This is a genomic window from Paracoccus alkanivorans (genome assembly GCF_003697785.1).
Classification (GTDB): domain Bacteria; phylum Pseudomonadota; class Alphaproteobacteria; order Rhodobacterales; family Rhodobacteraceae; genus Paracoccus; species Paracoccus alkanivorans.
Map to the genome: position 1 here is coordinate 151306 of NZ_QOKZ01000001.1, position 15317 is coordinate 166622.

The 15317-nt window shown below is 62.1% G+C and carries 11 protein-coding genes; 7 read left to right on the forward strand and 4 right to left on the reverse strand.

All coding sequences use genetic code 11. The features are described 5' to 3' along the window. Positions 1-41 precede the first annotated feature (41 nt). On the forward strand, positions 42-1001 hold the full coding sequence (locus C9E81_RS00745; protein WP_122110414.1) for an L-threonylcarbamoyladenylate synthase: 960 nt from the start codon (positions 42-44) through the stop codon (positions 999-1001). Positions 1002-1020: 19 nt separating this feature from the next. On the opposite strand, the gene ileS is transcribed toward C9E81_RS00745, so the two are convergent. Continuing rightward, on the reverse strand, positions 1021-3936 hold the full coding sequence (ileS, locus tag C9E81_RS00750) for an isoleucine--tRNA ligase (protein WP_122110415.1): 2916 nt from the start codon (positions 3934-3936) through the stop codon (positions 1021-1023). 302 nt (positions 3937-4238) lie between these two features. Here ileS and C9E81_RS00755 point away from each other — a divergent pair, with 302 nt between their 5' ends. Further along, a complete protein-coding gene (locus C9E81_RS00755; RefSeq protein ID WP_243698448.1) occupies positions 4239-5288 on the forward strand; it encodes a hypothetical protein in 1050 nt (349 codons plus the stop codon). Between the two features lie 464 nt (positions 5289-5752). Here the strand turns inward: C9E81_RS00755 and C9E81_RS23615 are convergent, their stop codons facing one another. Next, positions 5753-6220 carry a GNAT family N-acetyltransferase gene (locus C9E81_RS23615; RefSeq protein WP_122110416.1) on the reverse strand — a complete coding sequence of 156 codons (468 nt, stop codon included), beginning with the start codon at positions 6218-6220 and terminating at the stop codon, positions 5753-5755. A 306-nt stretch (positions 6221-6526) separates the two neighbouring features. Here C9E81_RS23615 and C9E81_RS00765 point away from each other — a divergent pair, with 306 nt between their 5' ends. Continuing rightward, complete coding sequence (locus C9E81_RS00765; RefSeq protein WP_122110417.1) at positions 6527-6751, forward strand: hypothetical protein; 225 nt, start codon at positions 6527-6529, stop codon at positions 6749-6751. Between the two features lie 186 nt (positions 6752-6937). Here C9E81_RS00765 and C9E81_RS00770 read toward each other — a convergent pair whose 3' ends face one another. Then, positions 6938-7765, reverse strand: coding sequence for an LOG family protein (locus C9E81_RS00770; protein WP_122111105.1), 828 nt, complete (start codon positions 7763-7765; stop codon positions 6938-6940). Between the two features lie 114 nt (positions 7766-7879). On the opposite strand from C9E81_RS00770, the gene dapD reads away from it, so the two are divergent. Both dapD and C9E81_RS00780 read left to right on the forward strand, forming a co-directional pair. Further along, on the forward strand, positions 7880-8701 hold the full coding sequence (gene dapD, locus C9E81_RS00775; RefSeq protein WP_122110418.1) for a 2,3,4,5-tetrahydropyridine-2,6-dicarboxylate N-succinyltransferase: 822 nt from the start codon (positions 7880-7882) through the stop codon (positions 8699-8701). 154 nt (positions 8702-8855) lie between these two features. Beyond that, positions 8856-10322, forward strand: coding sequence for a phospholipase D-like domain-containing protein (locus C9E81_RS00780; RefSeq protein WP_122110419.1), 1467 nt, complete (start codon positions 8856-8858; stop codon positions 10320-10322). A gap of 28 nt (positions 10323-10350) precedes the next feature. Here C9E81_RS00780 and C9E81_RS00785 read toward each other — a convergent pair whose 3' ends face one another. After that, a complete protein-coding gene (locus tag C9E81_RS00785) occupies positions 10351-10773 on the reverse strand; it encodes a tellurite resistance TerB family protein (protein ID WP_122110420.1) in 423 nt (140 codons plus the stop codon). Between the two features lie 92 nt (positions 10774-10865). Between C9E81_RS00785 and C9E81_RS00790 the strand changes: the two genes are divergently transcribed. Both C9E81_RS00790 and C9E81_RS00795 read left to right on the forward strand, forming a co-directional pair. Then, positions 10866-12461 (forward strand): lysine--tRNA ligase, encoded by a 1596-nt coding sequence (locus C9E81_RS00790; protein ID WP_122110421.1) that lies wholly within the window; start codon positions 10866-10868, stop codon positions 12459-12461. 197 nt (positions 12462-12658) lie between these two features. Continuing rightward, a complete protein-coding gene (locus tag C9E81_RS00795) occupies positions 12659-14950 on the forward strand; it encodes a glycosyl hydrolase family 28-related protein (RefSeq protein WP_122111106.1) in 2292 nt (763 codons plus the stop codon). Positions 14951-15317 lie beyond the last annotated feature (367 nt).

Genomic DNA, 15317 nt, shown 5'->3' on the forward strand with positions numbered 1-15317 from the left:
GGCTGGGTTATGGCCAAGTCCCCGACCGCAAAGGGAACGCGATGATCATTCACCACTCGGACGCCCGGGCCCTGCCGCTTGCCGTTGACCTGCTGTCCCGGCAGGATCTGGTCGCCGTGCCGACCGAAACCGTCTACGGCCTCGCGGGGCTGTCGACCTCTCCCGAGGCGATTGCGAAAATCTACGCCGCCAAGAACCGGCCACAAGGCAATCCGCTGATCTCGCATGTCGCCGATATTGCGATGGCAGAGCGTTATGCCGTCTTCGATCCCATCTCTCGCAGGCTGGCCGAGTCATTCTGGCCCGGTCCGCTGACGCTGATCCTGCCATTGCGCGACGGGAAGGGCATCGACCGCAGTTCGACCGCCGGCCGGGAACTGGTGGCGCTTCGCGCGCCCAAGGGGTTCGCACATGATGTCATCGCGCAGCTTGGAATGCCGGTAGCCGCCCCGAGCGCGAACCTGTCGGGCCGTATCAGCCCGACCACCGCCCGGCATGTTGCCGACGACCTTGGCGAGCGGATCCTCCTGATCATCGACGGCGGTCCCACTTCACTGGGCGTCGAGTCCACCGTGATACATGTCGGCGATACGGGCGTGGCTATCCTGCGCCCGGGCGCGCTGACCGCCGATATTCTTGCCGAGGTGGCGGATGCGCCGCTGACCGAGGTGGCGAAAGATGCCGAGAAGCTCTCTCCGGGCATGATGAGTTCGCATTACGCCCCGCGGGCAAGCCTGCGGCTGGATGCCAGACGGATCGAACCCGGCGAGGCCGTCCTCGGCTTCGGGCAAGACCCGATAGCGGGGATCGAGGCAGCGGCGGAAGTCTTCAATCTCAGTCCCTCCGGCGATCTGGCCGAGGCGGCGCGAAACCTGTTCGACCTGATGCACAAGGCCGATGCGATAGGGGTGCACAGCATCGCCGTCGCGCCGATACCGCAGCGCGGGATGGGCCTTGCCATCAATGACAGGCTCCGGCGCGCGGCGGCACCGCGAAGCTGACAAAGCCGGGCCGCGCCGGCTATTCGCCGCCGCCCAGCACCTCGTCGCAACGTGCGCAGACCCCCGGATGGGCATGGCTGCCGACATCGGGCAGGATCTTCCAGCAGCGCTGGCATTTCTCGCCTTCCGCCAGTTCGAAAACCGCGCCGATGCCAGGGATCTCGGCCATGCGGAACGCCTCGTTCGGAATCGGATCGGCGGTCAGGACCAGATCGGAAACGATGCAGATATCCGCGAAATTCACCGATCTCAGCGCCGCCAGCGCCTCTTGGTCCTCGACATGGACGACTGGCGCGGCCTCGAGACTGGCGCCGATGGTCTTGTCGCTGCGCCTGATCTCCAGCGCCGCCGTGACGACCCGGCGGGCGCGGCGCACCTGATCCCATTTCGCGGCCAGCGGCTCGTTCAGCCAGTCCGCCGGAGTGGTCGGGAAATCATGCAGATGCACGCTGTCGTCTTCCGAGGGGAAGCGTGACAGCCACACATCCTCCATCGTGAAGGGCAGGATCGGCGCGAGCCATGTCACCAGCCGGTGGAACAGGATGTCCAGCACCGTCCGCGCGGCACGGCGGCGGGTGCCGCCGGGCGCATCGCAGTAAAGCGCATCCTTGCGGATATCGAAATAGAAGGACGACAGGTCGATGGTGCAGAACTGGAACAGTTTCTGGAACACGCCTTGGAAGTCATAGGCGTCATAGCCCTTGCGCACCGCGTGATCCAGTTGCGCCAGGCGATGCAGCACCCATTGCTCCAGCTCGGGCATCTCGGAAGGGTCCAGCTTTTCGGCATCCGAGAAACCGGCCAGGTTGCCCAGCATGAAACGCAGCGTGTTGCGCAAGCGGCGATAGCTGTCGGCGGTGCCCTTCAGGATCTCGGGACCGATACGGCTGTCGGCGGTATAATCCACCTGCGCCACCCAGAGCCGCAGGATATCCGCGCCATATTGCCTGACGACCTCGGCCGGAACGATGGTGTTGCCAAGCGATTTGGACATCTTCATGCCCTTGGCATCCAGCGTGAAACCATGCGTCAGCACGCCGCGATAGGGCGCGCGCCCCCTGGTGGCGCTGGCCTGCAAGAGCGAGGACTGGAACCAGCCGCGATGCTGGTCGGTGCCTTCCAGATACAGGTCGGCAATCCCGTCGGGCGAGCCATCGGCGCGGTCGCGGATCACGAAGGCATGGGTCGAGCCGGAATCGAACCAGACATCCAGCACATCCGTGACCTGATCGTATTCCTCGGGGTTCACGACACCGTCCAGAACCTGTGCCTTGAAACCCTCGCGATACCAGACATCCGCGCCCTCGGCCTCGAAGGCGGCGATGATGCGGTCGTTGACGCGCTGGTCGCGCAGCAGGAAATCCGGGTCGGTGGGCTTGGCGCCCTTCCGGACGAAACAGGTGAGCGGCACACCCCATGCCCGCTGCCGCGACAGCACCCAATCGGGCCGGTTTTCGACCATCGAGTGAATCCGGTTGCGCCCGGTCTGCGGCGTCCAGCGCACCAGCTTGTCGATCGAGGCCAGCGCGCGGGCGCGGATCGTGTCGCCATGCGCGTCCATGCCGTCATCCAGGGGCTTGTCGATGGCGGCGAACCATTGCGCCGTATTGCGGAAGATCAGCGGCGCCTTGGAGCGCCAGCTATGCGGGTAGGAATGCTTGATCCTGCCCTTGGCCAGAAGCGCCCCGGCATAGGCCAGCTGCTTGATGACACTGACATTGGCGGGGCCGTCCTTGCCATCCGCGGCGATGATCTCCTGCCCGCCGAAGATCGGCAGATCGGCGCGATAGCTGCCATCCGGCTCGACATTATAGGTCATCGGCAGGCCATGCTTCAGGCCAAGCTGATAGTCGTCATCGCCGTGACTGGGCGCGGTATGGACGAAACCCGTCCCGGCCTCGTCTGTGACATGATCGCCGGGCAGCATCGGAACATCGTAATCCCATTCGCCTGCCGCACCCTCGACGGCGCGGAACGGATGGGCGAGGGTCAGGCCCTTGAATTCACCCGCGGATACGTCGCGCAGGCGTTTATGGCTTTCCACCCTGGCCGCGGTCATCACGCTTTCGGCCAAGGCATCGGCGAGGATCAGCTTTTCGCCCGGCGTCGCGGTCGAATTCTCGGCAGTCTCGCCGATCTCGTAAAGCCCGTAGGCAATGCCGGGGTGATAGGCGACGGCCCGGTTCTGCGGGATGGTCCATGGCGTCGTGGTCCAGATCACCACCGACGCGCCGTCCAGCGCCCCGTCCACCGGCTTGAACCGCACCCAGATCGTATGGCTGGTATGATCGTGATACTCGACCTCGGCCTCGGCCAGCGCGGTCTTTTCGACCGGCGACCACATCACCGGCTTGGAGCCCTGGTAAAGCGAACCGTTCATCAGCAGTTTCATGAACTCGGCCGCGATCACCGCCTCGGCATGGAAATCCATGGTCAGGTAGGGATCATCCCATTTGCCGGTCACGCCAAGGCGCTTGAACTCCTCGCGCTGCACGTCGATCCACTCATCGGCGAAACGGCGGCATTCCTGCCGGAACTCGACAATATCGACCGCATCCTTGTCGAGCCCCTTGGCGCGGTATTGCTCTTCGATCTTCCATTCGATCGGCAGGCCGTGGCAATCCCATCCCGGCACATAGCGCGAATCGCGGCCCATCATCTGCTGCGAACGGACGATGAAATCCTTGAGCACCTTGTTCAGCGCGTGCCCGATATGCAGGTTCCCGTTCGCGTAAGGGGGGCCATCATGCAGGATGAAGGGCGCCCGCTCCCCTGCCCGCTCGCGCAGGCGGTCATAGATGCCGATCCGCTGCCACCGGGCCAGCCATTCGGGCTCGCGCGCGGGCAGGCCGGCCCGCATGGGGAATTCGGTCTGCGGCAGAAAGACGGTATCGCGGTAGTCGGGCGCGTCGGCCTGGGATGTATCGGCGCTCATCGTGGCGTTCCTTGTTCGGGTGTTCGAAGATCGGTTGGACAATAGCTGACCCGGCGGCGCGAGACCTCACGCCACCGGGCAGCTAATTCGTGATCCGAACACCGGAAATTCCATGCCGCCTTCTATAGAAAGGCCGCGAACGGGCTGCAAGCGCTCTGCTTGCTCCATTTCCCGAACTTCATGCGCCTGCCCGTAAAGTCTTCGATTAGAGGCTTTGCGGCAATTGTCGCGCGACCTTAGCCAATCGGCCCTTTACTGCGGCCATGCATGAATTAGTGTCTGCGACAGGCAAGGGATCGAACATGGCCGAGCAAGACAGCCCTAACATAGCGGTAAAGACGATCAGGGCAGACAAGGGCGCCGGGACAGAACCTGCGAATATCCTGATCGTTGCGCAGGCGGGGCGCCTGCAATTCGAGGCCCTGCTTTTTGCCGCGAGCCTGCGTCAGTTCTCCCCCGATTATCCGGGGCGGCTGGTTATTGCCGAGCCGCAGCCCGAGGACGCGTGGCAGGGGCATGACACGAGGATCGCGCCGGAAATCCGGGAGGCGCTGGAATGGCTGGGGGCCGATATCCGCCCGTTCACCGCCCGGCATTTCGGCGCGAGCTATCCCTATGGCAACAAGATCGAGGCATTGCAGATTCTGCCCGAAAGGGAACCGTTCGTCTTTTTCGACACCGACACATTGATCCTGGATTCACTGGGCAAGGTCGAATTCGACTTCAGGCGCCCCTCGGCATCGATGCGCCGCGAAGGCACATGGCCGATTCCGCCGCTTTACGGTCCGGGATACGCCGGCATCTGGAGATCGCTCTACGATCGGTTCGGGCTAGATTTCGACAGCAGCCTGGACCTGAGCCAGCCGGACGAGCATTGGGAACGGTATCTCTATTTCAACGCGGGCTGGTTCTTTGGCGAGGATCCGACGGAGTTCGGGCGCCGGTTTCTCGAATGGGCCCTTGCCATACGCGACGATCCCCGGGAGGAACTGGCCTGCCAGAAGCTCCATCCCTGGCTGGACCAGATCGTTCTGCCCCTTGTCATCCATTCCTTCGGCGGCGGCAGGCCGGGACCGGGCCTGGCCGAGTTGGATGGCCATGTGACATGCCATTACCGCAACCTGTCCCTGTTATATGCCCGCGAATCCGATACGGTTGTCGAAGTGCTGGAGGCAACGGTCAGCCACAACCGGGTCAAGGAGCATGTCGGGCAATGGGATGCGGCCCGCAAGCTGATCTTTCAGGGCAAGGGACGGGACAAGATCCGGACGATGTTCGACCGCAGCATCCTGCCCTCGAAAGAGCATATGATTCGCAATCCGCTTAAAAATTCCGGCTGGTGGCTGATCTGATCAGGCAGCGGGAACAGGGCATCCGCGATCCGGTGCCCTGTTCCGGCATCGCCTGCCGGGCAGCGGACCGGCTCTCTGCGCCTGTATTCCATTACATCGTTTCGGTTTTCCGCTGAAACATCCAAACGATGTAAGTTTTTGTTTTTACGCATTTCCGGACGCAAAACCGGTATCCGATTTTGCGGGAAATGCTTTAGGTAGGAATACTTAGGTAATCGCACGCATAGATCATGCGCCGCCCGATCATCTAGAAATGAATCATTAGCGAGCAAATGTTTAGGGTGAGCAAGTTATTTATAGTGAAGCCCGCCCTCGTGGCGGGCTTTTTTTATTTCACGCAGCCCAGCAAACCTTTTCCAGTCGCCAAACCTATAAGATTGAAAGGGCTTATTTGCCTCCGCGCGTTCCCGTGACAGTTGGAACCCATTTCGGTCATTGCATTCCAGATTCGGCGGAGAGGGAACTCAAATGAGCCGACGGCACAAATCTATTTCGTCTCTGATTGGTATCCCGTGATCACCAATCTCCGGAATAGTTGGCTTTAGCAATCTGGCCTCGCTTACCGCGCCTGCTCGTACCTGCCGCAGCTCGAAGCCTCGCCGCTGGTAGAATCGCAACGCAGTGAGATTATCGTTGGTTGTCATGACCCAGAGCGAGAAGATTCCCTGCTCTCTCAGAAATTCGACTAAAGCCTCTATGAGTCGGGTGCCGATACCTCGGCCCCGGTAAACGGCATCGAGCAACATCAATTCCGCTTCTTTACCCCGCACCCGATATGTCGCCAGTCCCTGATTGGGGTCAGCGACGAGCGCCGGAAGGCTCCGGACGTCGAATACTTCCCCATGAGCGGCAATCGTAACTCCTCCCCATCGTTCTGTGAGGAGCCTCGCAATCCAATCTGCATCCTGCCTGCGGGCCTGTCGAATGATCATGCCTTCATATGCCAAGCACCATGTTGATTGACAATCAACGAACGACCGTTTTGTCCCGCATACCTATCCTTGCATCACGACCATTTTATGTCCCTGGAAAATTCTTCGTTTGCCAGGGACGGCCTCCGTCCATTCGCCCGTGGTCATGCAGGATTTCCGCCCGGTCAGTATCTGCCGCCGGCATCGATGACCAGCCGTCACCTGTCACTTTCATGCGACAGTGCCGGCACCGTGTATGCCGCATCGCAACCATTGCTTGCATAATCGCGTTTCGAGGCAGGAGGATGAAATCGAGGAGGAACCAAAATGCGAGAGATTGGACGCATCAGTTGCGAGGACAACGACCACAATCCCTATCTGGTTGTCAAGCTCAGGGAGGCCGTCTCCCTCACTCCGACGAACGGAAGGCAGCAGGCCAGCGGGGGCTATGAGTATCGCCTGTCCAACGGAAGCCCGGCAACCCCCGTCGGGCAAGGAGACAAATGCTTCAGGATCGCCGGAACCGACAAGGTCATCCAGCGAAAAACGTGATACCCGTTCGGGCAGACGCCTTAAACGGATGATCCGACAGGACGGCGCGACCGGGGCCGATATGACCGATCGTGAGGGGGCGGCCCGCAACTGCAACATGCTCTTGCGGCAACCGCTCCTTGTCGAAGCATATTCCTGACGCCGCGCCGGGGCCGGTTATTTCAGCGACCTGTCAAACCGGGAGGCTCAGGTGCAGGGCGTTTCCCAATCGTCGATGATCTCAACTGCCTCGTCGGCTGTTTCGACATAGCGGAACAGGTTCAGGTCGTCGTCGCTGATCGTTCCGGCCCTGGCCAGGGCTTTCCAGTTGATGACCTCGTCCCAGAACTCCCGGCCGAACAGCAGGATCGGAATGCGCTTCATTCTTCCGGTCTGGATCAGGGTCAATGTCTCGAACAGCTCGTCCATGGTGCCGAAACCACCGGGAAACACGGTGACGGCCCGCGCGCGCATCAGGAAATGCATCTTGCGGATGGCGAAATAATGGAAGTTGAAGCACAGGTCGGGCGTGACATAATCGTTGGGCGCCTGCTCGTGCGGCAGGACGATGGACAGGCCGATGGACTGGCCCCCGGCCTCTTCCGCCCCGAGGTTGCCCGCCTCCATGACGCCCGGACCGCCACCCGTGCAGATCACGAATTCGCGGCCATAGGTGGCAAGGCTGCGTTCGGTCATGATGCGGGCGAAGCGGCGGGCCTGCTCGTAATATCTGGATAATTCGCCAAGCGTCGGGGTACGTGCCGCATCCGCGTGTTCGGGCGCGGGAATCCGTGCGCCGCCGAACAGCACCACGGTGGACTCGATCCCCCGCTCGTCCATGATCATCTCGGGCTTGAGCAGTTCAAGCTGCAGCCGCACGGGGCGCAGTTCCTTGCGCAGGAGAAACTCCCGATCCGTGAAGGCCAGCTTGTAGGCCGGGGCGCGGGTCTGGGGCGTGTCCGGCATACGCTCGGCACGAGCGGCATCTTCACCGCTATGCGGCATGGAATGGGCACGTTCTTCCTTGTCGGTCATCGGATCCTCGGCGCGATTGGCAGCCAGTGCGGATTGCACGGCGCTTTTCCTACGCTTATAGCCCTGAAGAAACAGTTTCCACCCGAACGCGACAGATCAAGGAAAAAGCCGAAGATGACCCAAGCCCTGGAAAAAGCCATCGAAGCCGCGTGGGAAAAGCGGGCCGAGATCACCCCAGCCACGCATGGCGAAGCCCGCGAGGCAGTCGAGGAAGCGCTTGAGCGGCTCGACAGCGGCACGCTGCGCGTCGCCGAGAAGCAAGGCCGCGACTGGCATGTGAACCAATGGGCCAAGAAGGCGGTCCTGCTGTCGTTCCGGCTGCGGGACATGGAGGAGATGGCCGGCGGCCCTCAGCGCGCGAACTGGTGGGACAAGGTCGACAGCAAGTTCAAGGACTGGGGCGACAATCAATGGCGCGCTGCGGGGTTCCGCGCGGTGCCGGGCGCCATCGTCCGCCGCAGCGCCTTTATCGGCAAGGGAGCGGTGCTGATGCCATCCTTTGTCAATCTGGGCGCCAATGTGGGCGAAGGAACAATGGTCGATACATGGGCCACGGTCGGATCCTGCGCGCAGATCGGCAAGAATGTCCATCTGTCTGGCGGTGTCGGCATCGGCGGTGTGCTGGAGCCGCTGCAGGCCGGGCCGACGATCATCGAGGATGACTGCTTTATCGGCGCGCGCTCCGAGGTGGTCGAGGGCTGCATTGTCCGCGAGGGCTCGGTGCTGGGCATGGGCGTGTTCATCGGCCAGTCGACCAAGATCGTGGACCGCGAAACCGGCGAGATCATGTATGGCGAGGTTCCGGCCGGTTCCGTCGTGGTGTCGGGCTCGTTGCCATCGAAGAACGGGGTGAACCTGTATTGCGCGGTGATCGTGAAGCGGGTGGATGCCAAGACCCGCGCCAAGACCTCGGTCAATGAGTTGCTGCGCGACTGATCCTGCGCGCCCGGTGATTGCCGGACCCCGGCGGTCCGGCCAGGCGCCGGGATATTGTCGCTCTTCAACGAAACACCGGAAGGTTGCAGAAGCGGGAACTGTCCGGTTTTCTGGCGGTTGTCCTTGGACCTGAGGATGCCGGGACGGGGACCGAATGGAAAACACTGACACTGCATTGCTGCAATTGGGACGGAACTGCTGGCGGATCGAACCGGCGGAACGTTTCGCCTTCATCGTGGATGCCCGCGATTATTTCGTGGCGGTGCGCAAGGCCATGCTGCAGGCGCGCAGCAGCATCATGCTGGTCGGTTGGGATTTCGATACGCGCATCTCCTTTGGAGAGACTGACGACGGAGGGCCCGAACGGCTCGGGGATTTCATCCTCTGGCTGGCAGATCGCACACCATCGCTGGAAATCCGCCTGTTGCGGTGGGACACCGGCGCGCTCAAGGCCCTGATGCGGGGCAACACGCTTTTCACCGTTCTTCGCTGGAAGGCACATCCGCGCATCACGCTGCGGCTGGATCGCAAGCATCCGCTGGCGAGTTCCCATCACCAGAAGATCGTCGCCATCGACGACAGTATCGCCTTTTGCGGCGGCATCGACATGACGACCGAGCGGTGGGATACGCGGGAGCATCGCGACGACGATCCGCGCCGCACCGGGCCGGGAGGGAAGCCTCACGGTCCCTGGCATGACGCGACCAGCGCCTTCGACGGCAAGGCGGCACGGGCGATGGGCGATCTGGCCCGTGCGCGGTGGCAAACCGCCACGGAAGAGGAATTGCCGCCATGTTCCGGCGATCACGATTGCTGGCCCGCCGATCTTGCCGCCACCTTCCGGGACATGCGTCTTGGCATCGCCCGCACCGTTCCGATGATGGACGATGTCGAGCCCGTGCACGAGATCGAGGCTGCCTATCTCGACCTGATCGCAGGGGCGGAGCGGTTCATCTATGCCGAAAGCCAGTATTTCGCGTCACGCAAGATCGCTCATGCCCTTGCCGAACGGCTGGCGGAAGAGAATGGCCCCGAAGTGGTGATCGTCAATCCGCATACGGCGGATGGCTGGCTGGAACCCATCGCGATGGATACGGCGCGTGCCCGGCTGGTCGAGGCGCTGCGGCGCGTGGACCGGCATGGCCGGTTCCGCATCTATCACCCCGTCACCACGGGCGGGGCCGAGATCTATGTCCATGCCAAGGTCACCGTGGTGGACGACCGGATCCTGCGTGTTGGCTCGTCGAATTTCAACAACCGCTCGCTGCAACTGGATACCGAATGCGATGTGCTGCTGTCGAGCGACGAGGAAGGCAATGAATCCCTGCGCGATGAGATCGCAGCGGTCCGCAACGATTTGCTGGCCGAACATCTCGGGACGACACAGGAAGAGGTGGCGGCGCGGCTGGAGGAGACCGGCTCGCTGATCGCAACCATAGAGGCCTTGCGTGGCGGGGGGCGCACGCTGGTTCCCTATGAGATTCCCGAGCTGTCGGGAATCGAGGAATGGCTGGCCGATAACGAGATCCTTGATCCCAACGGCCCGGACGAGATCTTCGAGACACCGGCACGCCGCGGGTTGTTCAAGGAGTGGGGGCTGCCGGGCCGGAAACCTGCTTGACGCCCTTTCAGCGCAAGCGGAGACCCGTCTACAGCACCCTGTGACGCACCCGCGCCGACAGTTCGATGGCGGCTGCGTGCAGGCGCGTGATGCTCAACTGCTCCCGGATCTCGGCAAGCAGGGCGATCTCGCCCTCGTAGAGCCGCCCATCCGCCGCGCCGACATCGCAGGCCAGCGCATAGGCGGTTTCGTAAAGCTTCTCGGGCAGCGCGTCGCGGACCAGGCCGAACAGCGCGTCGAGCCCGTCCTCCTCCTCGAACAATGTCATGACCATCTGGCTGACCGGGCGAATCCGGTCATCGTCATATTCGGCGAAAATCGGGGCATGATCGACCATCCGCTGAATCGCCACCAGCTCGGCAGTGCGCATATTCTCATCCGAGGCCGACACGGCGACCATCACCGCGACCAGCGCGTCGCAAGGCGAAAGGGAGGGCAGTTCGGTCGTCATGGTTACGTCTCCGTCAAGGTTGGTGGTTAGATTATTGACGATCGGGTAAGCTTTCAATAAGGCGGCAAGGCCCCGGAACAGGAGTTGACGCGATGACCACCCTGCGCGATGCCGCAATGAGTTCGAAGGCCTGGCCGTTCGAAGAGGCGCGCCGGGTGCTGAAACGCTACGAGAAAAAGCCCCCCGAGAAGGGTTTCGTGTTGTTCGAGACGGGCTACGGCCCCTCGGGCCTGCCGCATATCGGCACCTTTGGCGAGGTGGCGCGGACGACGATGATCCGCCGCGCCTTCGAGATCATCAGCGATATCCCCACCAAGCTGATCTGCTTCTCCGACGACATGGACGGGATGCGCAAGATCCCCGACAACGTGCCCCAGCAGGAGATGCTGCGCCAACACGCCCAGAAACCACTGACCTCGGTGCCCGATCCGTTCGGGCAATATGACAGTTTCGGCCATCACAACAATGCCATGCTGCGGCGCTTCCTGGACACGTTCGGCTTCGAATACGAGTTCATCAGCGCCACGGATTTCTACCGCTCCGGCCGTTTCGACGCGACGTTGCTGCGGGCGGCGGAACGCTATGACGCGATCATGGAGGTGATGCTGGCGAGCTTGCGCGAGGAACGGCAGCAAAGCTATAGCTGCTTCCTGCCGATCAGCCCGACGACCGGGCGCGTGCTTTACGTGCCGATCAAACATGTCGATGCACAGGCCGGAACCATCACCTTCGACGACGAGGATGGGCAGGAGACGACGCTGCCGGTGACCGGCGGGCAGGTCAAGCTGCAATGGAAGCCCGATTTCGGCGCCCGTTGGGCGGCGCTGGACGTGGATTTCGAAATGTATGGCAAGGACCACTCGACCAACACGCCGATCTATGACCGCATCTGCGAGATCCTTGGCGGCAGGAAGCCGGAACATTTCACCTACGAGCTGTTCCTCGACCAGGACGGGCAGAAGATCAGCAAATCCAAGGGCAACGGGCTGTCGATCGACGAATGGCTGACCTATGCGGCGACCGAAAGCCTTTCCTATTTCATGTATCAGAAGCCAAAGACCGCCAAGCGGATGTATTTCGACGTCATCCCCAAGGCCGTGGACGAATATCACCAGCAGTTGCGCGCCTATCCCGGCCAGAGCATCGAACAGAAGCTTGCCAACCCGGTGCGGCATATCCATGGCGACAACGTGCCCGCCTCGGACATGGTGGTGCCGTTCCAGATGCTGCTGAACCTCGCCTCGGTCGCGGGGGCCTCGGGCAAGGAGGGGCTGTGGGGCTTCATCCGCCGTTACGCGCCGGAGGCCAGCCCGGAAACCCATCCCGGCCTCGATCAGGCCGCCGGATTCGCGCTGCGCTATTTCAAGGATTTCGTTGCCCCGACCCGCGAGTTTCGCGCCCCCTCCGATGTCGAGCGCCGGGCGATGGAGGACCTGGCCGGGCGCCTTGCCGCATGGGACCAGCCCACTGACGGCGAGGCGCTGCAATCCATGGTCTTCGCCATCGGCAAGGAACATGGGTTCGAGCCGCTTCGCGACTGGTTCAGCGCGCTTTATCAAGTACTTCTGGGAGCCAGCCAAGGGCCGCGCTTTGGCGGCTTCATCGCGCTTTACGGCATCGAGGAAACCCGCAGCCTGATCGAACGGGCGCTTGCGGGTGAATTGCTGGCGCCCCCTTCTTCTTTGTGAAAATACCTTCGGGGGAGCCCGGCCCGAATGGGCCGGGCGGGGGCGGACAGCCCCCCTCTCCGCCCCCCGGCGTTGCGCGGACCGGTGCCGCAACGCACGTGCGATTCAAGCAAGATTAACCCTTCATGAACTATTTCTTCGCGGGCAAGGCGGGGCTTTCCCTCAGGCCGCCGCCGCTTGTTTCGGGGAGAAATGACATGAGTATCGCCATCACCAACAATATCCTGCTGATGCCGCCGGCTTTCAGCGCAGGCCTCGACACCTGGTCAAGCGGCAACGGAACCGAAACCGATCCAAGCTGGGACCGCGCACGCAATGCCGGGATCGTTCCCGACGATCGCGATTTCGGAACCTGCCTCGAAATCCTGAAGGAGCAAAGCAGAACCCGCATCCGCTATCGGGGCGACACACCGATGATTCCCGGGGTCTACCTGCGGGTCTCTGCCCGTATCAAGCTGGTCGCGGGGCCTGCATGCAGCGTGCGGGTTGCGGGCTGGGCACGCGACGCGTCGCGCAAACATGTGAGCGGGCTGAACGAAGCCGGGCCGAGCGTCGCGGTCGAGAAATACGGCGAAGTGGTGGAGGCCAGCGCCATCGTCGGCGTCGGATCGAGGCAGGGCGTGGACATGGCATGGGGCACGCGCCCGGCCTTCGGACATTTCGGCATCGACCTGCTGGGTGCGAATGGCAGCGTGCTGCGCATCGAGTCCATCCGGATCGAGGATGTCACCCCGGCTTTCGTCCCCGCGCTGATCGATTGGGTGGACGTGCTGGATTTCGGCGCCAGGGGCGATGGGGTCACGAATGACCGCAATGCCTTCATCGCCGCCGACAGGGCTGCGAAGGGGGGCAGGATCCTGGTGCCCGAGGGGCGCTATCATATCGATGGCGATATCAGCATCAACTCTCCGATCCGCTTCAGGGGCACGCTGACGACACCGGCGTCGACGCGCGTCTCCTTCATGAAGAGCTTCGATTTTCCGACCTATGCGGATGCCTTCGGCGACGAGACCCTTGGCCTGAAGAAGGCGTTGCAAGCGCTGTTCGGATATACCGATCATGTCAGGCTGAACCTGTGTGGGCGGCGCGTCGAACTGACCGAGCCCCTTGTCATTCACGAACTGGCACCCCGCCTGCAAGCCTATTCCAACCGCCGGGTCATTGCCAATGGCAGCATCATGCCGGTGCCGGGTCCGGCATGGGAAACCGGCAAGGCCAGCAGCACGGCAAGCTATGATCCCGCCGATCCGACCGCCCTCACCAATGTCCGGAATATCGCCGCCATCGAGGTCGGCAGCCGGGTCATCGGGACCGGCGTGGGGCGCGAGGTCTTTGTGAAAAGCCGCGACCTGGGCAGAAGCCGGCTGGAACTGTCCCAGCCTCTTTACGGCGGGGCGGGGACGCGCAGTTACGATTTCGAGCGTTACCGCTATGTCTTCGATTTTTCGGGAGTGGCGCAGGTCGACCGGCTGAACTTCACCGATATCGAGTTCTACTGCAAAGGCGAGGCCAGCGCGATCATGCTTCCGCCCAAGGGTGAACTGATCGCAATAAGGGATTGCCATATTACCGGCCCGAAAGACCGTGGTATCACCTCGATCGGGCGGGCCTGCCAGGGCATGCTTGTCGATCGCTGCGAGTTCATTTCGAGCGAGACCAGCCTGCCTGCACAGGACCGCAAGAGCGTCGCGATCAATGTGAATGCCAATGACACGAAGATCCGCAACAACCGTTTTGTCCGTTTCGGACATTTCATGGTCGCGCATGGCGGTGGCCATATCATCAGCGGGAACCACTGGTTCCAGGGCGACAAGGCCGAAAGCGGGGTGCGATTTGCCGGTCTGGTCCTGACGCAGAACAACGTGCAGGTCACCGTCACCGGCAATTACATCGACAACGCCTCGATCGAGTGGACGAACGAGCACAGCGCCTATCCGGATTTCACCGGCAATGAATTCAGCTTTGGCGGTCTGACGATCACCGGCAACACCTTCCTGGCCAGCCATGTCGCGCCGTGGTTCACCTGGCTGACCATGAAACCCTATGGAAGCGGTCATACGATCCACGGCCTGACGGTGACGAACAACGTCTTCAAGTCATTCGACAAGATCGACCGGATCGAGCGCGTGGACAATTCCATCGCCGATCTCGATTATGGCCGGATGCGCAACCTGTCCTTTGTGGGCAACACCTTCAACGGGGTCGAGACCTATGTCGCGAATCCGCTTCTGGTGACGCATATCCAGAACAGCGCCTCGCGCCGCTGGACGTTTCCTGCCATCGAGGGGTTGCCGTTCAAGGGAAGGGCGAAATCGGTGAAATCGATAGTCATGGAGAGCGGGTTGACTGATTCAGCGGGACTTCAGGTCGCCGAGATGCCATGGGTTCAGACCGAGATCGGCACCGGCAAGCGCCAGATCCGGCTGAACTGGAGCAAGTCGCTGAAGGGGCGCGTATCGATCTATGCACGCATGGACCGGCCGCATTAAAGCATTTCCAGCAAAAGTGGATCCCGGTTTGGCGTCCGGAAATGCGTAAAAACAAAAAGTTACATCGTTTCGGTGTTTCAACGAAAAACCGAAACGATGTAGGGCAGTTTGCAGTTGATCGGGTTCAGTCGCGAACTGCATCCTGCGATGGCCGGGGGCGCTGCCCCGTCGCCGGCAGGTCTCTCGAACCGGTGGCGCGACCGGCCGGCGCCCCCCGGGATATTTGCATGAAACAGAAGCGGGCCGGGGTGGGTTCGAATAAGTGCAAACGGCTCTGGAACGGCTCCGGCAACGGCAAGCGCGATGCGGGTGCCATAGCCGTCACGAAACGCCTGTGCGGAGCACGGCCATTCGGGCCGCCACGCAG